Origin of the sequence: Caballeronia sordidicola, from assembly GCF_000729995.1 — a bacterium.
In the GTDB taxonomy this organism is placed as follows: domain Bacteria; phylum Pseudomonadota; class Gammaproteobacteria; order Burkholderiales; family Burkholderiaceae; genus Caballeronia; species Caballeronia sordidicola_A.
In genome coordinates, this window is the sequence record NZ_JNFG01000018.1 from 39,349 (window position 1) to 65,294 (window position 25,946).

22 protein-coding genes are annotated in these 25,946 nt (G+C 58.2%); 9 read left to right on the forward strand and 13 right to left on the reverse strand.

The window, feature by feature from the left end:
- The first annotated feature begins 34 nt into the window (after positions 1-34).
- From FH08_RS0118020 to FH08_RS0118040, 5 genes are all read left to right on the forward strand, one after another.
- Positions 35-3,820, forward strand: a complete 3,786-nt coding sequence (locus FH08_RS0118020) for a PAS domain-containing protein (RefSeq protein ID WP_152602863.1) — start codon at positions 35-37, stop codon at positions 3,818-3,820.
- A gap of 295 nt (positions 3,821-4,115) precedes the next feature.
- Positions 4,116-4,508 carry a DUF3331 domain-containing protein gene (locus FH08_RS48485; RefSeq protein ID WP_051888354.1) on the forward strand — a complete coding sequence of 131 codons (393 nt, stop codon included), beginning with the start codon at positions 4,116-4,118 and terminating at the stop codon, positions 4,506-4,508.
- A 264-nt stretch (positions 4,509-4,772) separates the two neighbouring features.
- A complete protein-coding gene (gene dapA, locus FH08_RS0118030; RefSeq protein ID WP_031359672.1) occupies positions 4,773-5,645 on the forward strand; it encodes a 4-hydroxy-tetrahydrodipicolinate synthase in 873 nt (290 codons plus the stop codon).
- 118 nt (positions 5,646-5,763) lie between these two features.
- The gene (locus FH08_RS0118035) at positions 5,764-6,939 is read left to right on the forward strand and encodes a porin (protein WP_031359673.1); all 1,176 of its coding nucleotides are present in this window, start codon (positions 5,764-5,766) and stop codon (positions 6,937-6,939) included.
- A gap of 489 nt (positions 6,940-7,428) precedes the next feature.
- Positions 7,429-8,169: an SDR family NAD(P)-dependent oxidoreductase gene (locus FH08_RS0118040; RefSeq protein WP_031359674.1), complete on the forward strand. Its 741-nt coding sequence runs from the start codon at positions 7,429-7,431 to the stop codon at positions 8,167-8,169.
- A gap of 199 nt (positions 8,170-8,368) precedes the next feature.
- Here the strand turns inward: FH08_RS0118040 and FH08_RS0118045 are convergent, their stop codons facing one another.
- The 4 genes from FH08_RS0118045 to FH08_RS0118060 form a co-directional block, all read right to left on the reverse strand.
- Complete coding sequence (locus FH08_RS0118045) at positions 8,369-9,205, reverse strand: aldo/keto reductase (protein ID WP_031359675.1); 837 nt, start codon at positions 9,203-9,205, stop codon at positions 8,369-8,371.
- A 51-nt stretch (positions 9,206-9,256) separates the two neighbouring features.
- Positions 9,257-10,108, reverse strand: a complete 852-nt coding sequence (locus FH08_RS0118050; protein ID WP_031359676.1) for a pirin family protein — start codon at positions 10,106-10,108, stop codon at positions 9,257-9,259.
- Positions 10,109-10,193: 85 nt separating this feature from the next.
- The gene (locus FH08_RS0118055; protein WP_031359677.1) at positions 10,194-10,616 is read right to left on the reverse strand and encodes a DoxX family protein; all 423 of its coding nucleotides are present in this window, start codon (positions 10,614-10,616) and stop codon (positions 10,194-10,196) included.
- Between the two features lie 48 nt (positions 10,617-10,664).
- On the reverse strand, positions 10,665-11,363 hold the full coding sequence (locus FH08_RS0118060) for a pirin family protein (RefSeq protein WP_031359678.1): 699 nt from the start codon (positions 11,361-11,363) through the stop codon (positions 10,665-10,667).
- 188 nt (positions 11,364-11,551) lie between these two features.
- Between FH08_RS0118060 and FH08_RS0118065 the strand changes: the two genes are divergently transcribed.
- On the forward strand, positions 11,552-12,469 hold the full coding sequence (locus FH08_RS0118065) for a LysR substrate-binding domain-containing protein (protein WP_031359679.1): 918 nt from the start codon (positions 11,552-11,554) through the stop codon (positions 12,467-12,469).
- Between the two features lie 106 nt (positions 12,470-12,575).
- Here FH08_RS0118065 and wrbA read toward each other — a convergent pair whose 3' ends face one another.
- From wrbA to FH08_RS0118105, 8 genes are all read right to left on the reverse strand, one after another.
- Positions 12,576-13,175 carry an NAD(P)H:quinone oxidoreductase gene (wrbA, locus tag FH08_RS0118070; RefSeq protein ID WP_031359680.1) on the reverse strand — a complete coding sequence of 200 codons (600 nt, stop codon included), beginning with the start codon at positions 13,173-13,175 and terminating at the stop codon, positions 12,576-12,578.
- A gap of 179 nt (positions 13,176-13,354) precedes the next feature.
- A complete protein-coding gene (locus tag FH08_RS0118075) occupies positions 13,355-14,122 on the reverse strand; it encodes a glucose 1-dehydrogenase (RefSeq protein ID WP_031359681.1) in 768 nt (255 codons plus the stop codon).
- 21 nt (positions 14,123-14,143) lie between these two features.
- Complete coding sequence (locus FH08_RS0118080; RefSeq protein ID WP_031359682.1) at positions 14,144-14,524, reverse strand: nuclear transport factor 2 family protein; 381 nt, start codon at positions 14,522-14,524, stop codon at positions 14,144-14,146.
- Between the two features lie 46 nt (positions 14,525-14,570).
- Positions 14,571-15,941 carry an MFS transporter gene (locus tag FH08_RS0118085; RefSeq protein ID WP_031359683.1) on the reverse strand — a complete coding sequence of 457 codons (1,371 nt, stop codon included), beginning with the start codon at positions 15,939-15,941 and terminating at the stop codon, positions 14,571-14,573.
- 208 nt (positions 15,942-16,149) lie between these two features.
- Positions 16,150-17,259, reverse strand: a complete 1,110-nt coding sequence (locus FH08_RS0118090) for a Gfo/Idh/MocA family protein (protein ID WP_031359684.1) — start codon at positions 17,257-17,259, stop codon at positions 16,150-16,152.
- 47 nt (positions 17,260-17,306) lie between these two features.
- Complete coding sequence (locus FH08_RS0118095) at positions 17,307-17,816, reverse strand: nuclear transport factor 2 family protein (protein ID WP_031359685.1); 510 nt, start codon at positions 17,814-17,816, stop codon at positions 17,307-17,309.
- Positions 17,817-17,936: 120 nt separating this feature from the next.
- Positions 17,937-18,980, reverse strand: a complete 1,044-nt coding sequence (locus tag FH08_RS0118100; RefSeq protein WP_031359686.1) for a cupin domain-containing protein — start codon at positions 18,978-18,980, stop codon at positions 17,937-17,939.
- Positions 18,981-19,172: 192 nt separating this feature from the next.
- On the reverse strand, positions 19,173-20,117 hold the full coding sequence (locus FH08_RS0118105; protein ID WP_031359687.1) for a 3-keto-5-aminohexanoate cleavage protein: 945 nt from the start codon (positions 20,115-20,117) through the stop codon (positions 19,173-19,175).
- A gap of 381 nt (positions 20,118-20,498) precedes the next feature.
- On the opposite strand from FH08_RS0118105, the gene FH08_RS0118110 reads away from it, so the two are divergent.
- The gene (locus tag FH08_RS0118110; protein WP_031359688.1) at positions 20,499-21,041 is read left to right on the forward strand and encodes a MarR family winged helix-turn-helix transcriptional regulator; all 543 of its coding nucleotides are present in this window, start codon (positions 20,499-20,501) and stop codon (positions 21,039-21,041) included.
- Between the two features lie 122 nt (positions 21,042-21,163).
- Here the strand turns inward: FH08_RS0118110 and FH08_RS0118115 are convergent, their stop codons facing one another.
- Complete coding sequence (locus FH08_RS0118115) at positions 21,164-21,448, reverse strand: DUF4148 domain-containing protein (protein WP_031359689.1); 285 nt, start codon at positions 21,446-21,448, stop codon at positions 21,164-21,166.
- An 820-nt stretch (positions 21,449-22,268) separates the two neighbouring features.
- Here FH08_RS0118115 and FH08_RS0118120 point away from each other — a divergent pair.
- The gene (locus FH08_RS0118120) at positions 22,269-23,450 is read left to right on the forward strand and encodes a substrate-binding domain-containing protein (RefSeq protein WP_235210401.1); all 1,182 of its coding nucleotides are present in this window, start codon (positions 22,269-22,271) and stop codon (positions 23,448-23,450) included.
- Positions 23,451-23,466: 16 nt separating this feature from the next.
- A complete protein-coding gene (locus FH08_RS0118125; protein ID WP_031359691.1) occupies positions 23,467-25,944 on the forward strand; it encodes an ATP-binding cassette domain-containing protein in 2,478 nt (825 codons plus the stop codon).
- Positions 25,945-25,946: the final 2 nt, after the last annotated feature.

Consider the following 25,946-nt stretch of genomic DNA (forward strand, 5'->3'; position numbering starts at 1 on the left):
CTCGCCCGATTGACACGCAAGGGAAACGTTGCGCTTGAAAATCCCGCCATTCGCGGGCAAATGCCGAGTACCAGTAGCCAATGCGCCGACGACCTCCGAAATTGCCATGCTTACTGTGTTGACACCACGCTCGCCTCGGGTTGTCGCCCTCAGCGTTGCCATAGCCGGCGCGTCAGGGGTGGCAGGGTTACTCGAACCGATTGCGGGTTGCCTCAGCCTCGTTTTGGTTGTCCTGTTCGCGCACTTTCTCGGCCGCAACTTCGGGCGTCTCGCCGCGGGTTTCACCTCGCTTGGGATCGCCGGAACACTGTTCGCTTCGAGTTTCGTTTTCGGTCACCCTCCTCCGGCCTCTGACTCCATCATTCGCTGCGCCATCGCAATCGCCGCGGCATGGCTTTGTGCCGAGCTGGTCTCCCGGCGGCCCCGGCAGCCAGGCTCAACGGCCCGGTTAAAGGTTGACCCGTTTGAGCTGCCGATTGACCAGCTCAGCCGGAATATCTGGTCGCGAACCGGACATGGCGAACTTGAATATGTGAGTCAATCAATCCTGGACTATTCGGGCCAAACGTTTGAAGCGCTGCGTTGGCCTTATACGCTCACGCATCCCGACGACGTGGGAATCCCGGCGCAAGCATTTGAACGCGCGAAAGAAACAGGAGAAGCCCAGGAATTCCAGTGCCGCTACAGGTCAAGGACCGGGACCTACGAGTGGTTTTCAGCAGTGCTTCACACGCAACGTGACCGGAACAACAACGTCTCGCGCGTGTACGGCATGCACTGGAACATCAACAAACAAAAAAACGAGGAAGAGCAACTCCGCGAACAAAACCAGACACTTCAAAGCGTCAGCAATCTTTTCCCCGGCCATGCGTGGACTGCGCTACCTAATGGCTCCATCGAATATCTCAGTCCCAGCCTATGCGAATACACGGGCATAAAGGAAGTGCATAGCTACGATATTTTTCGAGCTGCAATCCACCCGGATGACCATCAGGCAAACGACCGATACTGGGACGCAGTCGTGTCCGGCAATGACCAGGGAGAGCTCGAGTTTCGACTCCGGCGCTCGGACGGCATCTACCGATGGTTCCTCTGCCGTGTCAAAGCCATAAGAAACGACAGTGGCCGGCTACTGCGATGGGTCGTTGTAAGCTGGGACATACACGACCGGAAGACTGCAGAATTTCTTCTTCGTACAGAAGAAGAAACCTATCGGCGCATTGTGGACAGCGTGCCGGCGTGCATATGTGTTGGTGATCCGACCGGCAAGATTCTCTACGTGAATAAAGTCGGTGTCGCCGCGCTGGGAAGACCGATGGAGGCACTACTCGGCGACCGATGGATGACCTGCATTCACCCCGATGACGTGCAGGCCGCGCAGCAACAATGGAACGCGTGCATTGCTGCGTGTGAACCGGTCGACATTGCCGTGAGGATGCTGCAACACGATGGCGTATACCGCTGGCAGCATCTTCTAGCCGAACCATCACGCTGCTCACGAGGGGATGTCATCAGCTGGTACCTCATCGGAATTGAAATTGAAGAAACCATCAAGGCTCAACAGGCATTAGCGGCAAGTGAGAGAGAAGCCAGAGAGCTCCTCGACCGGTTACCGGGCCGCTTCGCTACCCGGACAGCGCAGGACTTCGATTTCGTCAACCGGCAGATTCTTGAGGAGGCCGGAACAACGCTGGACGGCATGAAGAATCTCGGCTTTTTGCGCTTTATTCACCCCGATGATCGAGACAGAGTGCAGGAAGGTTATCTGCGCTCTGTTCGGGAAAAGAGCGCATACGATACGACCTACCGGTGGGCCGACCGTGACAGCGATTATCGATGGCGTCACTCGCGCTCCGTTCCTTATTTCAACGAGGACGGGAGTGTCTACAAATGGTATGCGGTGAACATGGACATCGATGATCTTTACAAGTCCGAGGAGGTCGTTCGTGAACGTGATGTTCAACTGAACTGGCTGGCGGAGACTCTTCCTAGCCTGCTCTGGCGCACCGACTCCCGTGGCCGCGTGGAATATGTGAACAAGCGCACTGAAGACTACACCGGACTACGGCTCGAGGATCTGAAAGCGAACGGCTGGCTTCGCCTCGTGCACCCGGACGACTCCGCGTCAACCACGGCAGCGTGGCAGGATTCCCTCGATAGCGGGAGACCTTACGACCGGGTTCATCGGCTCCGCGCGTCCGACAACACGTATCGCTGGTTTCAATGCAAAGGGACTTCCACGCGGGATGCTCGCGGCGATATTGTGAATTGGTACGGTCTTTCGACGGATATCCACGAGCGGCAGTTAGCCCAGGAGGCCCTTCGCACGGAAGAGCTGAATCTGCGAAGACTGGTAGACGCATTGCCCGCGATGATCTGGAGGGCAACCCCGCAAGGAGATGTCGACAGATGGAATCCGCAAATGCTGAAGTTCATGGGAAAGAGCGGGGAAGAATTCGACAAGGAAATGTTACTTCGCCTCATCCCGGAAGCTGACCGTCCTCGTGTGCGTTCGCGCTGGAGGCGAGCTGTCCAGGAAGGTGTGTCCTACCAGGACACGTACCAGGTTACTGGCGCCGATGGGAAACCGCACTGGTATCTCGCTCGCGGTGAACCGTTTCGCGACGAAAGCGGGCAGATCCTGCACTGGTACGGCGTATGTACGGACATCAACGATCTGAAGCAAACGCAAGCGGTACTGGAGCAGCGGGAGTACCAGCTGCGCGAGTCTGTAGAGACCATCCCGGGCATGCTCTGGTGTAATGACCCACAAGGGCGGCTCACTTACATCAATCGGAAAACCTCCGAATTTGTTGGCTTGGATATGTCGCAACTCGCGGACCTCGGTTATCAGAAGACTTTCCATCCTGACGACCTGGACAGCGTGGGTCGAGCGTGGACTCATTCGATCGAGACTGGCGAACCGTACTGCCACGTTGCCCGGCTTCGCCGCAGAGACGGGATTTACCGGTGGTACCAGCACACCGCTGAAGCAATGAGAGACTCCGATGGCAACATTGTCCAATGGTACGGACTCAGCCTTGATATTGACGAACCGAAGCGTGCGGAGGACCGGCTCAGACAGACTCAGGCCGAGCTTGCCCGGGCAACCCAGATTGCCACGGTTGCAGAACTCTCCGCGTCCATCGCACACGAACTCAACCAGCCTCTCACCTCTGTTATTGCTAATGCGCAGGCTTGCAAACGGTGGCTCGCAGCATCTCCGCCCAACTTGATGGAGGCCAGGGCCTCAGTGGAAAGCGTGGTTCGGGATGCCCGTTCCGCTGACGAGACAATGCAAAGTATCCGCGCACTGTTCAAACGGCAAACTTTCCAGAAGAGGGAATGGAATGTGAAGGACATGGTCCTCGAATCCGTACGACTGCTACGGGAAGACGAAACCAGGCGTACCGCCGACATCGAGTTCGACTTGCCCGATGGCCTGCCTCCGGTGTTCGTCGACCAGATACAGATTCAGCAGGTCCTTCTCAACCTTGTTTCGAACGCCCTTGAGGCCACGGAAAACTCGGGACGCATATCTAAGATTCGCATTACCGCAAGCCCTCTTGACGACTGGTCGGTGCTGCTTGAGGTCATCGATAACGGTTCGGGTATTGTTGGTGGCGACAGCATATTCGACGCATTCGTCACGACCAAGAGCAAGGGAATGGGCATTGGGCTTGCGGTGTCCCGCTCCATCATCGAAGCTCATGAGGGTCGCCTTACCGCCTCCAATAATGAGGGCCATGGAGCAACTTTCAGCGTCGTCCTGCCAGTCCTGCACGTCCAGATTTCCCAACAGGAGGTGGGTGTCAAATAATGCATCCCGGGCGATTTTTGCCGGTCGCCCGGCCGCCGCCTGCTGCCCGTTGCAGGCGAGTCGTCCAGGTGCGTGGCCTCGCTGATTCCAGATTCATGTAATTGCCGTCCTTCGCCCTGCTACCTACCATCAATCACATGGCATGACGAACCGTTCGATTCGACTACTACGGCTTGGTGATTGCATCCGGTCTGTAGTGCTCGGTGGCATCGTGCTTGCGATGTTCATGCGCGAGACCGCACGGGTGCGCGAACGCGTGAGGCTGTGAAGCTTTGAGGCTGAGAGGAATCACATCATGCAAGCACCCTTTGAAGCAGACAGAACGTGGCTGTCAACGATCGCCCTCCTCTCGAGCGAAGGCGAACTATGCCAGCGCACTGCGTCCAGTCAGGTCCGCCCGATGTACAGCGAAGGCCACTTCCGGAAATGCGCCATCCGGGTTCTGGAGCGCAAGGGACAGACCTCGGCAACGGTTGCATGGAGCGACGCGACCTCCTGCTGCTACGGCGAACAGTTATGGCGACGCTGCATCGCGAAGAAAGCCGGGATTTGCGCCCTGAGTGGCCAAGCCATTGCAACAGGCGATATCGTCTTTCGACCCAGGCTTGTTAAACCTGCACCACGAAACATAGAAGCGATGATTTTGGCCACCATCATGGCAGATATCCCTGCGGAGGAACGTGCCTGACGATTCGAATCCGTCGGTTCGTCAACGAGGCAACTCCGCATTCTATACGCGCGAAATGCGTTTTTTAACAGGACATTTACGCTCGATCCGATAGGCTTCGTTTGATCCAATTGAATGGAATTCGAAGCAAATCATCATGAAGATCGAAGATGTCTTAACGAGCATTTACGCGGGCAAGGTATCCCGCCCGGCGGCAGTTTCAAACGCTGTAAGCCACCTCAATCCTTCGCGTGCAGCCGGTCGCCGCGCGCAGCGGAGTTGAGCATGGTGTCTGGAATATGGTTGCCTATCGTCACACCGTTCAAGGACGGACAGGTCGACGTCGATGCACTCCAGCGCCTCGCCGAACGCTATCTGAGCCAGGAGATCAGCGGTTTCGTCGCGCTCGGAACGACAGGTGAAGCGGCGCTGCTCGATCACAGCGAACGGCTTAAGGTCCTGCGCTCCTTGTTCGAGGTGATCGGGACACGCCTGACGGTGGTAGTGGGTGTCGGTGGTATCAATACGCGCGACATGGTGCAGGAAATCCGCGAACTGGACCGCTGGGATATCGGCGGATATTTGGTCTCAGCGCCCGCCTACATCTGCCCCGATCAAAACGGCATTCGCTGGCACTTCGACCAGGTGGCGAGCGTCACCGAACGGCCCATCATTTTGTACGACGTGCCGCATCGCACCGGCGTTTGTATCGAGACGAGCACCGTCGAGCGTCTCGTCGAACGCGCCAATATTGTCGCCATCAAGGCGTGCGTGCCAGCGACTTTCCAAAAGCTCTGCCAATTGCCGATCAGCGTACTGTGCGGCAACGACGATGCCTATGTCGACTGCCTGATCGCGGGCGGCTCGGGCGGCATCCTGACGAGCGCTCATCTTTTCGCCGATATTCTTGCCGAGATCCACGAACGGGTTTTATCGGCAAGAACGGACGACGCTGTTGCGTTTTTCGAGGCGCTCAAGCCGGTCATCAAGCTCTTGTTCGCCGCGCCCAATCCTGCCGGCGTGAAGGCGGCACTGGCGATAGACGGCGTGATCAGAAGTGAGACTCGCTTACCCATCATGGAAGCGTCGGTCACGCTCAAAGAGCAGCTCCGGATCGCGCTGGACGCCTGCACCCGGCAGATCGCCATCATGGCCTGAACACGGCCTATCCCCTTTCCAAAGTATCCGATGTCTGTTTGCGCCGGGTCGACACTTCGACCCGGCGGCAAGCGGTTTCAAAGCGCGCTCAGCGCCGTAACACCATGGAGTTGTGAATATGAATAAATCCCTGAACACGTCTTTCCTGGCCGCCGCTCTATCCGCTGGCTGTGTTGTCTCAGCGCATGCACAAAGCAGTGTGACGCTGTATGGTGTAATCGATGCCGGCCTTATATACACGAACAACCAGGGCGGCCACAGCGCCTGGCAGGAAACGAGTGCTGCAACCGAAAACACCGTCTTCGGACTCAAAGGCGCAGAAGACCTGGGCGGCGGCCTGCAAGCTGTATTCAAGCTCGAGAACGGTTTCAACCTGAACAACGGTACGCAGTTCAACAGCGGCGACGCCTTCGGTGAACAAGCGTACGTGGGCCTGCAAAGCAGCCAGTTCGGCACCGTGTTGCTCGGGCGGCAGTTCGATTCGGTGAATGACTATCTCGGCCCGTTATCGGCAGCGGGCAGCGGTTATGGCGGCAATCTTTCGGCGCATCCGTTCAACAACGATAATCTCGCGGCTGACTCGTTGAGCCTGAACAACACGGTCAAATATGTAAGTACGACTTACGCGGGCGTCACGTTCGGCGGCGCGTATTCGTTCAGCAATAACGCGGACAGTTTCTCGAACAATCGTGCCTATGGGTTTGGTGCTACCTATGCGCATGGTCCGTTCAATGTGGCAACGGCCTACCTGCAGATGAACAACGCGGGCGGCGGTGTGTTGGGGACGAATCCCAATGGCGCGGTGTCGCTAGCCGATGGCAGCGCGGATTTCGTCGCAGCCCGTCAGCGTATCTGGGGCGTGGGCGGCAACTATGTGTTTGGCCCGGCGACTGTTGGTTTGCTGTGGACGCATTCGCAGATCGACAATATGGCTAGCGTGTTTGCCGGCAGCGCAGGAAATGTCGCGTTGAACGGAGGCTTGCGGTTGAACAACTACGAGGTCAATGCGCGTTATGCGTTGACCTCTGCGTTAAGTCTGGCAGGCGCTTATACCTTCACCGACGGTGCCTATAGCACGGGCGGCACGTCGTCATCGCCGAGGTGGCACGAGGTGACGCTGCAGACAGATTACTCGCTCAGCAAGCGCACGGATCTCTATGCGGAAGGCGTCTATCAGCACGTCAGTGGTGGTACTGACGGCTCGGCGCTTAATAACGCCACCATCAACACGCTGTCGCCTTCGTCGACGAACAGTCAGGTCGCCATCACTATCGGCGTCAAGCATGCGTTTTAAGACTGCGTAGTTGTAGTGTCGAAGGAGCACGGTGCATCGGGGCAAGTGCGAATACCCCGATGCACCGTGCTTTGTGTAGCCTTGCCTGCCATCCCGCCAGCGATATCTGGAAGCTGCCTCAGCTTCGTCTTCATGCCTGAAAGGCATGGCCCCCTGCTTACAAAGTCTTTGTCGCAAGCTCCACGCAAACCTATAGTCACTACATCAACAAGGTGGTCGATAGCGAGCCTGCCCGATGTGGAGCGTTAAGTTAAGCGCTACGTTCAATCGCGCGTGAGGTACGTAGGGCCTGACGAGTTTGTGCCGCTCGGGGACGTCGACCGAATAGCTCGGGTCTGGCTTGACGATATGCAGAGAGTTCTGGTTCTCCAGGACTTTCCTTCTCGCGAGAATATTAGCGATCCTGACTAATTGACTTTCACTAACCAATGAATCATCAACTAAATCAGTGACGCATTGATTCACTCACCGAAAATTCAAGGAAAGCACATGTCTAAGTTAACCGAAAAAGTGGCGCTCGTTACCGGTGGTTCGCGAGGGATCGGCGCAGCAATCGCGAAACGTTTGGCCGCGGATGGAGCAAGCGTGGCTGTTACCTACGCGAAGGACGCCAGCGCAGCGTCTGGCGTGGTGAAAGCGATTGAGCTCAATGGCGGAAAGGCAATTGCGATCCAGGCGGACGCTGCCGACGTCAAAGCCGTCGAAGCCGCGGTCGAAAAAACTGTCGCGACATTCGGCCGGCTGGATGTGCTGGTGAACAATGCTGGGACGGCCATTCCGAAAACGTTCGAAGACACGACGCTGGAGGAGATGGATCGAGTGATCGACATTAACATCCGCGGTGTATTTGCCACGACCAAGGCTGCGCTGAAGCACCTGGGTGATGGGGGCCGCATCATCATGATCGGTTCGGCGGTGGGCGAGCGCGCCATTGCGCCGGGGCTGGTGCCCTACGCAGCCACGAAGGCAGCCGTCAGAATGTTCACTCAGGCGCTCTCCAGAGAGGTAGGAGCCCGGGGCATCACGGTCAACAATGTCCAGCCTGGTCCGATTGATACAGACTTGAACCCCGCCTCCGGCGATTGGGCGGTGCCGCAGAAGGCCGCCACTGCGCTCGACCGGTACGGGCGCGTTGAGGAGATCGCCGCCATGGTAGCGTTCATCGCCGGCCCGGAGTCCTCGTACATAACCGGAGCGAATCTTACCGTGGATGGCGGAATGAATGCCTGAGCCTACGCCCATACTCGGCTTACGGACCTGAAGAAAGAAGCGTCCGTGCGGTCGCGACGGAGAGTCGATGAACTAACGGAGTCGGCTCTCCACTAGTCACCACTAGTCACCAGGCCGCGCGGATGCAGGCAGCGGACGCGGCCCGCCAATCCACTTAACGAAGCAGGTAGGAAAATCGCGTTATATCGGGCACACGTAGTCAAACGCTAGTGCTGTCCCACAGCGGGGCGAGTCCGGGGGGATCGACAATGCGGCTATCCTCCGTCGCCAACGAGTGTATTGCCGCCATATCCGTGTTACCCAACTCAAAGTCGAATACGGCCAGATTCTGCGCCAGTCGATCGATCCGGGTGGTCCTCGAAAGCGCCACGATCCCGCGCTGTTGAACTAGCCACCGCAAGACAATCTGGGCGATGGTTTTGCCGTGACGTGCCCCGATCTCCTTGAGCGTCGGGTCGGAGAAAACGCGGCCAATCGCCATGCCGCAATATCCTGTCACGGCAAGCCCCGCCTGTAGCGTGCTTTCTATAAGCCGGGACTGGTTCAAATACGGATGGTATTCGAACTGATTCGTCACGAGAGTGGCAGCAGAGAGGCCGATAGCTTCCGTCATCAGTGCGCGGTTGAAATTGCTGACGCCAATGTGTTTTACCTTGCCGGCGCGTGCGACCGCATTGAGTCCCGCGATCTGCTCGGCCAGCGGCACATCCGAACCTGGCCAGTGCAGCAAGAGCAGATCGATATAGTCTGTCTTGAGCTTTCGGAGGCTCTCATTGACCGACGCTTCGAATAATCGCTCTGAGTAGTTGCTGACCCAGACTTTGGTCGTCAGAAAGATTTCGCTTCTTGGAATGCCGGACGCGGCCACGCACTCGCCTATTTCGCCCTCGTTACGATAGATTTGCGCGGTGTCGATATGACGGAAGCCAGCACCAAGGGCTGCGGGAATCAATCGATAGACGTCGGTGGCACTCATTCCATAAGTGCCAAAACCGATTGCGGGAATAGCCGCGTTGCCAACATTGACGTTTAGCATGAAATATTCTCGATAGAGTATTCGCGTCCTGCCGACATCACTTTCGGCGGATTACCCGATGCGGCCGCGGCGACGCAGTTGTGCCCCAATCTCCCCGATCCTGGCCTCCCCCACGCGCAACGCCTCTGATGAGGTATGAACCGAGTAATAGCCAAGCACGAGATTGTGCGGATGCGGGACCGCCGAGCCCAAGACGAACTCCGAATCTTCGTCGGCGGTGAATGCCAAAATACCTTCGGATTCGCCCAACACGACGAGCTCATCGGAGATCGGTTCGTCAGCGATGCTTACTGCGCCACGTTGAACGCTTAGCCAGGCGACGTTGTGGCCGGCCGGCGGCGTGTACTGCCACTGTTCTCCTGCCGAAAGTTGCACGAGCAGGTAGTTGATGCCTTGGGGTGCGGGTATCGGACTTTCCGCGTCTCCATAACGACCCAGGATGACGCGGGCCGGGCCGGTACGAGGTATTTCGCTCGCAGATAAATACTGGCTATAGGGCTCGCCCAGTTCGAGCTCAGGGGGCAACGCGACCCACAACTGATAGCCGCGCACCGGACCATTCCCTCTGGCACGACCGTCATGCCACACGCCCCTGCCCGCATTCATCCACTCGACGCCGCCGGCCGGCATGATCCCTGATGCACCTGTCGTATCTTCGTATTCGACTTCACCTTCCAGCAGCACGGTCGTCGTGGCGAGGCCGGAATGGGGATGCATGGAAAACCGCATTTCGGCGTCGACCGAGCTATCGAAATAGTCGAGAAAGACAAAGGGTTTCAGCAGCTCTCCAAGGTCGGACGGGCTGACCAGCCGCTTGACAGGACCGTGTTGCCGACCTGTCGTGCGCGTGACTATCGCTTCGCCGCGAAGCAATGAAGCGGAGGGTTGGGAATTAGTTTGCATATCTGACAATTCTCCATCTTATGCAGAAAACGAGACGATCGCACGCCGGATCAGGCAGGCGAAACGCCTCGACCACTCCGTCTTCCTAGCTCGCGTTCAGAGGCGAAACACGCAAGACTATCCGGCCGGTGCGCGCGTCCAGGCTGAACGCGCCGGCACCGAACCAGGTGATCTGCAGGAGACCACCGGCCATCATCACGTTCTTGAGGAAGTGAATCATCTGGTTTTGATCCGCGAAGTTGTGGTGAAAGAACAGCGCAGTGACCACACAGAACAGCGCCATCGCCAACGACACAAAGCGAGCCCGGTAGCCCGACAGCAGCAGCAGGCCGCCGCCCAGCTCGATCAGCACGGAAACAAGAAACGCGAGTGGCGGCACGGGCAGACCCATGGCCGCGATATAGCCAACGGTCGCACTGTACGCAGCGAGTTTGCCCAGTCCGCTCATGACAAACGGCCCACCGATCAAGATACGACCTAACAGCGGAAGAAATTTAAAACGTTCCATGAAAATCTCCTGACATAAAATTGCGGAGGTGGATAACGAAAAAGGGAATCAGCCGGCGTCCACCATCACCAGCTCGGAATCTTCAAGAGCGGAAATCTGCGCTGCAGCGACCTTCGTGATCGCCACGCCATCTAGCGGCCCAACGGGCTCGCCGTTCACTTCAATGCGTCCCGAGGCCACGACGAGATAGGCACGGCGTGCCGGACTCAACTCATGACGAACGCTTTCACCTGCCTTTAGCATCGCGCCAAGCACACGCGCATCGGCGCGAATAGGGAGCGCTCCTTCATCCTCGGCGAACCCGCTGGCAAGGACTACGAATCGTCCTGACCGGTCGCCTTTGGGGAATGGCTTGGTACCCCACGCGGGTTCGCCACCGGCTTCACGAGGTAAAAGCCAGATCTGGTAGAGCTTGAGCGGCACTTCGCCCCGGTTGAACTCGGCGTGACGTATGCCTGTGCCGGCGCTCATGACCTGCACATCACCCGCGTGGATGGTTCCCTCGGATCCCAAGGTGTCCCGATGCCCGAGCAGGCCCCGGCGCACGTAGGTGATGATCTCCATGTCACGGTGCCCGTGCATGGGGAAACCGCTGCCACTGGCGATCTCGTCGTCGTTCCAGACGATCAGGGGACCCAGCGCGGCGTGCGCGGGATTGCCGTCGGCGCTGACCACGAAATGGTGTTTCGCACGCAGCCAGTCGAGATCCGCCCTGTCCAATGATTCCCAACGCCTGTGTGTGAGCATGTCCGTCTCCATTTCCCGTTCCCCGCTTCTCGCAAATGCGACGCTTGTCGCCTGTGCCCGCCACCGAATTCGATGCTGGTACAGGCGATGAGACGAATGCTATATTCGCAACGAACAGACGCATAGATCCTGGATTAGAAGGCATCATTGCCGTGGATAGAACGATCAGAAGGAGTTAAAGGCTGCTCATGAACGCAATTACCGACCTGAACGATCTTCGGCTGTTCTCAGAGGTGGTCGAGCATGGAAGCTACACGGCGGCCGCGCGCAGCCTCGGCCTGCAGACGTCGAAACTCAGCCGGCGCATTCGCGCCCTGGAAGAAGAACTGGGCGTGCGCCTGCTCAATCGCACCAGCCGGAGCCTGTCTCTGACGGAAACCGGGCGGCAGTTCCACCAGCATTGCCTCGCGCTGGTGGCGGAGGCCAAGGCCGCCAAAGATATCGTGGACCGCACGCGCTCAAAGCCGCAGGGCACCGTTCGCATCGCCTGCGCCGTGGCCTTGCTGGAGTCCGGCATCTCCACGATGATCGCGCGGTACATCCAAGAGAACCCCGACGTCCAGGTCCTGCTGGATGCAACCAACCGCCGCGTGGATGTGGTCGAGGAAGGCCTGGACTTTGCGATCCGGGTCAGGATTGCGCCATTGGAGAACACCGATCTTGCCGTCCGCCAGCTGGGCTTGTCGATCCGCATTCTGGTTGCCAGTCCCGAATTGGCGGCGCGCCATGCGGTGCCCAGTTCGATCGAATCGGTGAAGGAATGGCCCACCCTCTCCATGGCCAGCAACAGCGAGCGATTTGTCTGGGACCTGGTCGACGCCGAAGGACGTGTGACATCGTGGGCACATCAACCGCGCCTCGCGACCGACGACCTGGCCAGCCTTCGGGTTGCGACGCTATCCGGCGTCGGAGTAGCAATGCTGCCCAAGGAACTGGTTGAGGCCGATATTCAGGCCGGCCGTCTGCAACACCTGCTGCCAGGTCTGGCGAGCACGCCGGGCCTTGTCCATGCGATCTTCCCCACGCGCAGAGGCATGGTCCCAGCCGTGCGTCATCTACTCGATGCGCTCGTTGCGGGATTCGAAGATCTGAACCGGCAGCGCTAGAGCGGCGGTCGGTATTGTGCGCCCGCATTTCGATGCCGATGTCGGCCAAGCGGCGATCTGCCTGGCCGACTCGTTCGCGCGTCGACGGTGCGAATCTGGCTGACGATCAGCCAAACAGCTTGTTTGCCGTCCGGGCGACCAGTTCGCCCTGGTGGCGAGCGCCGTCGAGATCAATTGCGCTCGGCTGGCGCTGACCTTGTGTACCGGCGATCGTCGTGGCGCCGTACGGAGAACCGCCGACAATTTCGTCCAAGGTCATCTGCCCCGCGAAACTGTACGGCAGGCCGACAATGACCATGCCGAAGTGCAGAAGATTGGTGATAACCGAGAACAACGTCACTTCCTGTCCGCCATGCTGGGTCCCGGTCGACGTGAACGCACCGCCCACTTTGCCGACCAGCGCACCCTTCATCCACAAGCCGCCGGCCTGATCCAGGAATGAAGCCGTCTGCGAGGCGATGCGCCCGAATCGGGTCGGCGTGCCGACAATAATGGCGTCGTAGTCAGCGAGCTCGGCGATCACGGCAACCGGCGCCTTCTGGTCCAGCTTGAAGTGAGCGGCCTCGGCTACCTCTCGAGGCGCTGTTTCCGGGATCCGCTTGATATCGACGGTAGCGCCTGTGGAGCGCGCGCCCTCGGCGACGGCTTCCGCCATCGTTTCGACATGGCCATACGAGGAATAGTACAGAACCAGAACTTTGGACATTCTCGACCTCCTTCCTATATCTGCGGTGGTGCCGCGGGGGGAAATTAGCCAGTCTTGGGGTGACTGGCTGACCAGCCCGCACTAACGGACCGGACATGATCGTGTTGCCTTGGCCTGTCAATTTACATGCAAATCCCCGTCCGCCATTCCGTAGGCCTCAAAAAAACCTTCCCGACTCGTCATGTAGCGAGAAAGCCGCCGTCCACGGCCAGTTCAGCGCCCGTCACGAAGGACGACTTATCCGACAGGAGCCATACGGCCGCGGCAGCGATTTCCTCGGGTGAGCCGATACGCCCGACCGGATGAGATGCCCGAAGCTTCTCGAGTAAGTCTGCAAATTGCGGATCCGACGTAAGCGCTTGAACCATTGGCGTATCTACAGCGCCGGGGAGAATGGCGTTGACGCGGATATGCTGGCGGCCATAGTCGACCGCTGCGCCTTTTGTCAAACCCAATACCCCGCCCTTCGACCCGCAATAGTCAGCCGAGAGTGGCACCGCTACCCGGCCAAGCGTGGACGATGTATTGACAATGGCGCCCCCGCCGCTTTGCAGCATCGCGCGTATCTCGTGTTTCATACAGAAGAAAACGCCGTCGTAGTTGACGCTTTGAATACGGCGCCACTGCTTAGCAGTCAAGTCGTGCAGCAAGACGTTCGCTTGGGCGAGACCTGCGTTGTTGAACGCGCCGTCGAGCCGTCCGAATTTGTCTACCGCTGCCGCCACGAGCGCCTCGACCTGCGTTTCATCGGCAACATCGGTTGCCACGAAAATAGCTTCGCCGTCCTGTTGCCGAATCGCTGATACGGTGTCCTCCCCCAGCGCCACGGCGATGTCCGCTACCACCACGCGTGCTCCTGCTGCAGCGCAGGCAATGGCCGCCGCCCGCCCAATACCCGAGCCACCGCCCGTGACAATGATCGTATTGCCTTCAAGAGCCCGGTCCATGCGTTTATGCCCCCGTTGCAATCAATGCGCGAACAGCGGCGCAACGTCGATGTAGATACGGTAGTCTTCGATTTGCTTATCGCGCACCCGCCAGATCGTCACGGCCGGCACGGTCAGTGTCGATCCGTCCTTGCGCGTGTAGGTCACTTCGAGCCGCGAGACAATGACATCGTTGAACGCCCAGACATCAAGCAGTTGGTGCTTGATGCCGGCGATCAATGCCAAGAAGTTCTTCGAAGACTCGGCGATATTTTCGCGTCCGACGACAGGGTCGCTATTGGCATAAACAAACGTGCAGTTTTCCGTCAGGAAGTGGGCTAGCCGCTGCTCATCCTTCGAATCAACCGCTTCGTACACCTGTGATGCGTAGTCGAATGCTGCTGTGGGCGCCTCGGTGAACATGTCGGGTTTCCTCCTCAAAGGGTGATCGAATACGTTGGAGATAGCCCTAGCGGCCGGTCAATGACTCGGCGATCCGGTTTCCGTCGGGCGCAGTCCTCACGATCTGCGGCGGCGCGATCTGCTTGACGAGCAAAGCGATGCACGATAAGGCTCCCGCAACAGCGATCGTCGCAAAGACGCCTACAAACGTGACATGCCAGCGTACGAGTTCAGCTACGAGAAACGAGCCTGCGATGCCGCCAAAGCGGCCCATTCCGAGCATCCACGCGACACCGGTGCCACGCCCTTCAGTCGGATAAAAGCCAGCCGCAAGAGCATTCATGGACGCTTGTGCGGTGTTCATCAGCACACCGGACACGAGTACGATTGGCACGAGCAAGGCTAGGTTTCCCGCAGTCGCTCCAATACAAAAGAGGCTGATCGCGGCGAGCGCGTAGCACGCGGCAATCACGAGGTTTGCATTGAAGCGATCCATCAGCGCACCGCACAGCACCGCGCCGACGCCACCGAGCGGGAACAGCGCAGAGATCAGCGTCGCGCTTTTCAGGCTCAGGCCTGCATCGTTCAGCAGAATCGGCATCCAGTTGAATAATGCGTAAATAATCAGGAGTCCCATGAAGGCCGCGACCCATAGCATCAATGAACCGACGATGTATGAACGCGACAGCACGAGTCCGAGCCCGTTACCGCCCGTTCCCGGCGCGGTCTCGGTCAGTACGAAGCCACGGGCATTGATTGCTTCATCGGAGATGCGCGTCAGAATGGCGCGAATGCGCTCTACGGGCTTGCCATTTGACACCATGAAGCGTACCGATTCCGGCATCTTGAGCAACAGCAAGACCCCGTGAAGTATCGGTGTGACCCCGCCCAGCATCAGGACACTTCGCCAGCCGGCATGGGGAACCAGCCATGCCGCAAGCAATCCGCCCAAAGCCGCGCCGAGCGGGAATCCGCAGCACATCAGGCTGGTGACCGTTGCCCGGCGTCGGGTTGAACAAAACTCGTCCATCATTGTCACCGCGTTAGCCATCGCTGCGCCGAGGCCGATGCCCGTCATGAAGCGCAGCACAGTCAGTTGACCGATGGTCGTTGAGAACGCGGACACGACACAGGCAACACCGAAGAGGAACACGGACCCGACCATCAGGGACCGACGTCCAACGCGGTCGGACAAAGGGCCCGACACGAGCGCACCGAGTGCGAGGCCGAACAGTGCGGCACTCAGGACTGGTGCGAGATCAGGCTTTGCCAGATGCCACTCGGTCAGTAACGACGGCGCGATGAATCCGATTGCCGCGGTGTCGAAACCATCGAGCAGGACAATCACGAAGCACATGAAAAAAATGAGTCGTTGAAAGCGGCCGAACGGGTGCTCATTGATGAACCCCTGGACGTCAACGAGCGAAGCCCGTTTCATTGTTTGTCTCCTTTGTCCACCAGAGTGGGCGCTTTAGCTGTCGACCAGAGTTCGCGCTTTAGCGCGTTACTCTGGTCCCATGCAAGATGGTTGCAGTCTATTTTTAAACTGCATCCCTTCCGCGAATTTAATAGTTATCCGAACTGATTTTGAGCGTGGCAAACATATCTACTGGAAGCCGGTGCCAAAGAATCACCCGACCCGCGGATCAGCCGACGTGCACCCGTCGACCTGTCTGATCAGACTGCTCAATCGCGGATAGAACCTTGTGAAGCTCGAGCGCGTCATCGAAGTTGGGAGCCGCACGAGTTCCGAGGCGCAGATCGTCAGCCATTAACCGGTATATTCCTGCGACGTTGCGGGAAGCTACAGCATCCTCAAGACCGAAGTAATACGTTTTCGGTATCTCAAGCTCGATGTAGCCGTCCTGGCCTTTACGACCCGCTTCCACACGCAGCGGAGAGATGTTCACCACAGGAGCCTGTTCGATCGCGGCCGTGATGCGCAGGTCACCTTCGGTGCCATTGATCTCCCATAGCAACTTGATTCCGCGCGGCAAACCACCACGAATCTGCAAAGACAGAGGCGCGCCAGACTCAAGCACTGCATTGATCATCACATGATCGGGCGTCTTCAACGGGATGCTCTCCCCCGTGTCGACGATGCTCACTGTTTGCCGGCGCTGCGACAACACGGCGCCAATCTCGCGGATAGGCCCCAGCACGCTTTGCACCGCCGCAATGGCATGCCCTCCGATAACCGACAGCAGCGTCGCGCCGTTTTTGGAGTCCATCGCATAAGCGTCGCCACGTGGTACGTGTTCGCCCCAGCTGACCCCGGCACTGATGTACGTCGATGACAACACGTCTCCGATGTACCCGTCAGCCACGAGCTTGCGAACGAATTGCACTTCGGGTGATGCGACCGCTTGAGTTCCAATGACTGCTAGCGCCTTCGTTTCATTCGCGAGACGAGCAAGCTCGGTGGCTTCGGCAAGTCCATTTCCAAGCGGCCATTCACAGTAGACACTTTTCCCAGCCGCAAGCGCCGCCGCGACCACGTCCCTATGGTAGGGGACCTTTACCGTTACAACCACGGCATCGATGTCTGGAGAAGCGACGAGTTCCGCGACGTTCCCGAAGGCGCGTGGAATGTCAAAAGCGGCCGCGGCGGCCTGCGCACTCGCCAGACTGGTGTTTGCCACACCGGCGATTTCAAATACGTCCGCCAGCGCGCGCAGTGCTGGAATATGCGCTGTAGTAGCCCAACCACGCTCGGCGCTCAGACCGACAATGCCCACACGAAAACGTTTTTCCATTGCTTCCTCAGAACCAAAAAGTGACTTCATTTGCGACCGTCAGGACTTCAGACGAACCCGTATTTGTACGACGGGTCATCCTTATCGCGCCGGCCGACGTTGGAGTTCTCAAGTAGCGGTAAGTCGGCGGGGACCGGGTCCGAACGCTGGGAATCGAGCACTACGACCCGATCGGCGATACGCCACGCTCCATTTCGCCGTTCCATCCGGTCGACGTAGCGGACGTTCACGACCCAGTCCATGGGGGGCTTGTCGCCCTCAGGCTTCGTTCGGTGGGATGCCTGCGCGTAGTGCTCCGCGTACGCCACATCGCCATGAACCTCCACGTACTGGTTGCCGGTAAAGTGTTGTGTGCTTTCAAGGGTCGGCAACAAATGCGCGGCCCAATCAATGAACCCTTCCACTCCGCCGTTATAAGCCCCGTGACGATCAATCGCATCTGGGTGATAACACGAGCGCACGAGATCCCAGTCCATGCGGTCGATACCCCGGCAATAGCGGATATGAACGCGTTTGATCTCTGCCTCGTCGAGAAACTGTTGAAGTCGCGATTCCAAGGTTGTCTCCAATGTCGACCAGAGTTGGCGCTTCAGCGCCTTACTCTGGTCCCATGCAAAGCGGGAAGATACTTGCGTATGTTTTGCGAACGGTGATGCGGACCTGCACAAACGCTAGCCTCACTTGCCCACGCTCGGGTGCGGTCCGTATTCGCCGGTTTCCATCAACTGCGAGGCTGCAATCGCCTTGGGCGTCCAGCGAAGCGTCGCGCGCGTTTCCAGCAACCACGCCTGATAGGTCTCGGGAACATTCTCGGCCGGTCCGTGGTGAATGACGCCCTTTGGCACCCAGGTCAACGTGCCGGGCTCCGAGCACCCGCCCCAAACACCGGGTCCTCGCACATAACAGATCACCTCATCGAAGTCCGCGTTGATATGAACGGGTGGCCGGCTCGAAATGCGCGAACTCAGGTTGAACATCAGCACGTCTCCCGTTCCGGACGATAGAAACGGACTCGGGGGCCCGCCTTCCGGCAAATAAGTGAGGACCTGAATCTTGTTCAGATTCAGCTTCCAGACGGGAACTGACTCCGACAGTTGCAGACCAAGAGAGAGCGGGTCATGCGGCATGGTGAACACCGTATTCTCGCCGTCGGAGGTCTTCAATATCAGTTTCGTCGGTCCGCCTACGGGAATCTCCGGATCGACCCTGGCATGCTTCAGGTCACGCGCGACGTTGAGCATTCCTGTAGGCGCCGGAGGCGAGAGTTTCAAAGCCGACGGGCTTTCGACAATGATGCTGCGCATGGCGTCGCCGGTCGGTGCGTATCGGTACGCTATCGACCGTGGGATACAAACGAAGTCACCTTCCTCAGCCGTTAGAGAACCCACGTCAGTTTCGAATTTGACGCTGCCTGACTGAATGAAATGAATTTCGTCTGCTTCAACATTTCGGACCACATAAGGCATTGGCTTGCGTCGACCGGACACAAGCAACTTGACACCCAGCCTGGAGGTAGCCACCGTTGTCGGAAGAGCTTGCGCATCGTCCTGATCGTCAGGGATCAATCGATCAAGCACTGCCCGCCGCGGCGCATGCGGACCTTCAACGGAAAGGTAGTCTGGCGCATATGTCGATCGCGTCACGACAGAAATTGCGCCCATGAACCCATCCCGAGTCCACAGTTGCACGGGAGGCGCGCCGCCATTTGTCTGATCACTCATTTGTCAATCTCCTTCATCGTCAAACCCATACAAGAGGCGTGCCTCCCCGGAGCGTTTACGCATGCGCTGTCGTCTAATTGGAGGCACTGCACACCCGGCCTGCAAACGAGTCTCGTCTTCCCTGCAATCTATCTTATGCAAAAGCTGGACGAACAGTCGTGTGTGCAAGTGGCGGCGCCCCCTTGAGTGCTGTTAGCGTTCCGGCTTTCCGACCAGCGCCCGGTACTCGTTCGCGGTTGCCGGAGTGCGCCCGAGCAAGCCGGCAATGTCACGCGCCATATTGAACATTTCAAGGTTGTCCTTGAGATGCACGTCGCTGTTCGGGTGCTTCCACGGCGTATCTTCCGTGCCGATACGGATGTGTAATCCCATCATCGTGGCGAGCGTCGTCATGTACAGCGTTGCGCGCCCCGCCGCACAAACACTGATGACTGAGGTCGGATCAATCTTGCGAATCTGGTCGACCATCAGGAACATGTGTTGGGCCATGTCCTGCGCATCGCTGACCCACGTGCCCGACACCAGCGTGCGACCCACGTTGAACGGCAGCCCGTACAAAAGCAGCCAGTTGTACGGCTTCTTGAGAATGCCTGTGTCGATGAGCTTTCGCTTGGCAAGTTCAATCTCGCCGGAGCTATGGACGGCAAGTTCCGGCTTGACGCCAGTCGCCTCGAGCGCCTCGATTGCGGGCACCATGAAGGCTTCCGGGTGACCTGGGGCGCACGGCGCCACTTCAGTCAATCCCGCACGCGCGGGACTCATGCATATATCGAAGGTGGTGCCGTGGAGCACGTTCAGGTTCGGGACGAAGTCGTTGCCAAAGCGCGCCCTGAGCGGTTCCAGAACAGCACTGTAGGCTTCGACCGGCGGAATGTCCCGGTCGAGGCGCCGCCCCTGTTTGTCGGTCATCCATGAAAAGTCGATGTGAACACCACATGCGCCGGCCTCGATCACGCTGGACGCCGCATCCACGTATTCCTCGAGCGACGTGGTCGTCTCAAAGCGGCCAGACACAGCGGCGTTGATGGCGATCTTTGGTGACACGTCCCATTTGGGCTGCAGTTCGGGTCCGGCGAGGAACTGGTATTCCTCCATTTCGCGCTTGGCGGCTTCCCAAAGTGGCAGTTTTTCAATCATGATAATCCTCTACGCAGGTAGTGAAGTAAAGGTTCGAACTGTTTCGAACCAACGGCAATCAGACTTGCAAAAAACGTGACCATTGCGTGGCGTCGTCACTTGCATGTTGCTATCAGCGCCATCTATTAATTAGCATTCCTATTTCAATACAAACCGACACGATTACTGCCCCCGGCCTCGGAACAGAGTCATAACGCAAGACCGGCCTACAGTTTCCTCTAGCGGATCATTTGTGCTACGATGATTCCAAGTAACATCGATTTAGATCGAATGATCTGCCTTGGAATGAATAAAGTCAAGCACAGTAGGGAATCCCCTAGGAAATCGCCTTGACTGCGGCCCTTGTCTGGACGCCCCATCTACATGTCGAGGAATGAGCTAATGGCTAAGCCCTACTTCACCGAAATCGATACGACCCTGAATGTCATGGAACCGTCTTGCGGGTCGTCGAGAAAGGAAGCGCCCGAAATCTTCGACGATCGGGGCAGAACAGTTCCGTGGATGGCCCGAACGTTGAATCGGCTCTATGACGTGCAAGCACAGAGGATCCTCGACCAGGAAAAAGTGTCCATCGCGCATTGGTATTACCTGCGGGTGCTGGCTCAACGCGGCGAACTGAATCAACTGGAACTGAGCAAGCGCGTTGGCATCGCCTCGACAACCGCTGTGCCCGCTTTGGATAGCATGGAAAAGCGCGGTCTATTGAAGAGGACTCGCGATCCGAAGGACCGGCGCAAGTACGACGTTAGCCTCACTGACGATGGCAAACGTCTGGTGGATAAGATGATGCCGGAGATCATCCGCATGATCTCCGGCTCCTTTGATGGGGTGGACCCTCACGAGATGGTCGTCTTCTGGAAGGTTTTGCATCAGATCGCGCAAAACCTCTCGGAGAAGTCCAGCGAAGACTCGGTCGTCGATTAGCAACCTACGTCTGCGCTGGACGCACACATAACAAAACGGCTGAGTCTTTCCCACCGAAACAGGTGGGAAAGACTCAGCCGCAACTTGCGCGATTGTCGAAAATGGCGCCTTAACGCCCAGCACTACAGTCCGCTTGCCGTGCCAGAACGAGACGTTCCGTTAGATGCACCGCCGTATCCTGAAGTGGCGGCCTGGACCGTGGCGTTCTGTGCCTCGACCTTTGCTTCAGCAGCCTGGATGTTCTCGGGGTAGTGAACGTAGTCGCGCGGGTCGTAACCCGCTTTCTCGACTTGCGTCAGTTCCGCACGCACCTGCGCGCGACTCACCGATTGACTGGACTGCGCGAACGACGCAACAGGTGCTGCAATAAGGCCCGCAATAAGGACCATCCTGGTGAAAGACTTCATGATGACGTACCTCAACGATTGTCGTTAGCAGCGCTACAAAAGAACTTCTTGGCCACGGTTGACTGAAGTCTAAAGGACACAAATCACTAGGGTAAGTACTAGTTTTCCCAACTCTCCGTTGCAGGTGCGTCAACAATCGGTCAACACGGATCCGACCGTTTCTCTTGCAGAATGCAGTCACCCGGAAAGAACGCTCCGTGTGACGCACTACCTCCGCTTGCTTCGATTCAGCAGCGAAGCGCTTGCCAAATCTTGTGGATGCGCTCCTGCCAAGACTCACGCAGGAACGGTTCAACTGCGCATTTCGCCTTCCCTCGGCTGCCCCCAACACGGCGCGCGTCCCATCGCTAGGGAGATTCCCTAGGGTTCTTGACTTTAATCGTCCCGAAACACATTATTTGATATCAATCGATCTGTCACAGTATCGTTTTATATCAAGTTAATTGCGGAAGGGAAACTGGAACGCCCTTCCCTGTCCGGCGGTCGACGACTCCGGATTACTTTATCGAACCACGTAAATAACTAAGGAATACATAGTTAATACGGCAAGGAGGACGATATGCAAAGCCCACGATCAAGGACATGTAAAGGACCGGAGAGTGTCCTGGCGCAGCCATGGCATCTCATCTGCTCGCTGTTGGTTGATGGCGCCACCTTTAAACATCAGCCTCCAACGCGCTCGCACAACAGCGTAAGCGCAGCTCAAAAGCTTTCTCTGCTTCGTTATCCGTCTCAACCAACATTGAATCCAAATCCATCACCCAATCCGAGGATCGTCATGTTCGATAAGTTCCGAGTCTGGCACGCTGCAGCGCCAAAAATGCAGAACCAGTTTGTAGTGAGCGACGGGTTGCTTACCCATCAGGACAAGCACAAAGAACTCGGCGTTGTGCGAGTTGGGGGATTCCACCGGTGCAAGAAAGTGGTCAAGGATTCTCTTTGCAAGATCGGCCTGCTGGTTTCGGCAGGTCTGATCTGCACTGCAGCAAATGCGGCAGACGACTCCCTCACGAACCGCCAGGGCGACATCACCCCGCTCTGTGGCACCAAGCCGATGATTGTCGGCGTGTCCGACGGATACGGCGGCAATACCTGGCGCAAGACAGGGTTGGCCGAGGTCAAGGATGAGCTGAGCCGTTGCAAGAACGTCAAGCGGGTCATCTACAGTAATGCCAACGGGGACCCGCAGAAGGCCAACTCGGACATCAACAGCATGGTCGCACAAGGGATCAACGTCCTCATCATGCTCCCGGATTTTGGCGCCGTACAACTCCCGGCCATGCGATCGGCCATGAAAGCAGGCGTACAGGTTGTACCGTATTCGGCACAGATAGCAGGCGTTCCCGGGCGCGACTATGTGGTCAACGTTGTCGGAGACTCGAAGCAGATCGGCATCCTTTGGGCCGACTGGCTGGGAGCCAATGTCAAGAAAGGCAACGTGGTGTTCATGGGTGGATCGCCTGGCGCCGCGCCGTCGCAAAATTTCATGGACGGCCTGCGGGCAGGTCTCCAGAAATACCCCAATCTGAAGCTCCTGAACGATCAGTTTGTGGTGACGAACTGGAATCCGGTGGATGCGCAAAAGGCGGCGGCAGGCCTCATTGCGCAGTACCCGCAGATTAACGCCATTGTTACGGATTACGGAGTAACTGCGCTCGCAGCAGCGAAAGCGTTCGAACAGGCACATCTTCCCGTGCCGGCCATCGTCACAATCGCAAGCGACAACGAGCTGAACTGTCATTACCTGTCGTCCAGGAAGTCGGGAGCCGCCTTTCCCTACTACACGCTCGACGGCACGACGACCTATGTTCGCTTTGCGGTGCGGCAAGGAGTAGCGGCCTATCAGGGCACGAAAGACAACGAGTCGCCTGCAGTCCTTCCTTTCGCATACGCCGACAGCGCCCGTGGCCTCGATCCCAAGTGCGACCCAGGCGCGCCGCCTGATGCCGACCTGTCCTCAGCGCTCCCCCCAGAAAAGCTCAAGGCAGTGTTTGAGCAGTAATAGCTCGAGATAAATCATGAACGACCAGAACACATTGCTTCAGATTGACGGCGTCACCAAAATCTTCCCCGGTGTGCGCGCGCTCGATAACGTCACGTTCTCAGTGCTCGCTGGAGAGGTACATGGTCTCGTCGGCGAGAACGGCGCCGGCAAGTCCACGCTCATGGCTGTCGCGTCCGGCTCGCTCGTCCCCGAGAACGGGCGCGTCGTTATCAATGGCGTAGAAACCAGGGGCGACACCGACGAGGCGCGGCGGCTCGGGTTGGCGATCGTGCGGCAGGAGCCGGCTCTCATGCCCGATTTGACCGTCGCAGAGAATCTTTACCTCGGTGTACCTGAGGCGCAGCGTCCGTCTCTCTTGCGAACAAGCGAATGGGCATACCAACTCCTTCGGCAGTGGAATGACGACGTCGCGATTGACGCGAGCGAGCGCGTTTTGAGCTTGAACCCTGAACAACGCTTCATTGTCGAGATCGTAAAAGCGCTCGCCGCCAAACCCAAGGTGCTGGTCCTCGATGAACCGACCGAACATCTGCTGACCGAGGACGTCGAGCGTCTCTTTGAACGCATTCGTAAAGTGACGGCATCTGGTTGCGCAGTCGTCTATATCTCGCACCGCATTCGCGAGGTACAAAAAATTGCCAATCGTCTTACCGTGCTCCGCGATGGACAAGGACAAGGGACCTACGACGCGGCCGGCCTCAGTGAGCAGCAGATTGTCGAACTCATCGTCGGTGGGGCGCTGGACCGGGACTTCCCCGCCAAAGCTGGAAATAGCCGCGCCGGCATGGTCGTCGATGTGGTGTCGCTACGCGGTGCAGGTTTCACCGATGTATCGCTTCAGGTCCGCGAGGGTGAAATCGTGGGCCTCGCCGGCATAGACGGCAATGGACAACGCGAGTTCATGCGCGCCCTTGCTGGTCTGGCTCGAAGCCGCGGTAGCGTCAACGTGAACGGGAAGCCGGCAAGACTTCGGAATTCCCAGGCTGCCGCCGCTTCAGGTATTCGTTGCCTCCCTGGTGACAGGCACAGGGAAGGCATCTTCGGTGACCTGTCTGTGCGCGAGAACTTCTCGATCCGCAGTCTTCCGTTCGACTCCGTCAAAGGCTGGATCAGCCAGCGAAGTGAAGCCAGGCGCACCAAACTGGCAATTGAAGGTTTCGCAGTCAAGACGCCGTCCGTTGAGACACCCATCCGCTCCCTGTCGGGAGGCAATCAGCAAAAGCTCGTCCTGGCGAGCGTCCTCGCTAGCAAACCCGAGGTGCTCCTCGTCGATGAACCGACGCAAGGCGTCGACGTTGGAGCCCGGATGGAAATTTACAAGGTGCTTCGTCAGGCTGCTGCAACCGGCACCGCTGTCATCGTCGTCTCCTCGGACGCGATGGAAGTGGCGGGTCTGTGCGACCGGGTGTTGATTTTCTCTCGCGGGCACATCGTCAAGGAACTGCGCGACTCGGCCGTCAGCGAGAACAACATCACGTCGGCGGTGCTTACCGCAACCACCGAGCGTGAGAGGGGTTCGGCCAGCATTGCCGGATTCTGGAAGTGGGCTTCCGGAGACTGGGCTCCTCTTGTCATGCTTGCGCTGGCAGTCTGCGCTCTCGGTATGTACGCAACGCATGTCAACGAAACCTATCTGTCCACGCGAAACCTGAGTGGGATGCTGGCACTGGTGGCGACGCTGGCCATCGTCGCATATGGGCAGCAGGCGCTGATGCTGGTCGGAGGTATCGACCTGTCTGTCGGCCCTCTCATGGGCTTAATGGTCGTTATACAGTCCTTCTTCCTGAACGATGGAGCCACCTTGGGGCATCAACTGTCGGGATGGGTCATTGTGTTTCTGGTCGCTGTAGCAGTCGGGCTGGTGAACTGGGTGCTGGTTGGCCCCTTCCGGCTGCATCCAATGGTTGCAACGCTGGCGACCTACATGGCTTTGCAGGCGGTTTCCCTTCTGTTACGGCCCGTTCCGGGCGGACTGATCGCTGATTCCGTGGTTGAGACAATTGGTGCGCAGGCCGGATTCATACCGGTTATCGCCATTGTTGCGGTCATTCTCGCCGTCACGCTTGAGTTTGCCCTATTCAAGACCCGGCTTGGTCTCGTGTTTCGCGGCGTGGGCTCACGGATCGAAGCTGCTCGTATGGCGGGCGTACGCTCACATCTCACGCTGCTGACAGCGTATGTGGGCTGCTCGCTCCTCGCCGGCATAGCCGCCGTGCCGATGATGGCGCAGGTAGGGTCAGGCGACCCGAGTGCAGGCATCAACTACACGCTGGCCAGCATCGCGGCCGTCGTCATCGGCGGGGCAAGCCTGTTCGGCGGACGCGGTTCCTTTGTCGGCTCCCTGCTTGGCGCCCTTCTAATCATCCAGGTCAATGTGGTCACGTCCTTTCTGGATATTGGCGATTCGTGGCAGTCCTATCTGTTGGGCGGGATGATCCTTGCGTCTGTCGCCCTTTATTCCAAGAGCCGCGATATGGCGGTGGCAAAATGAGA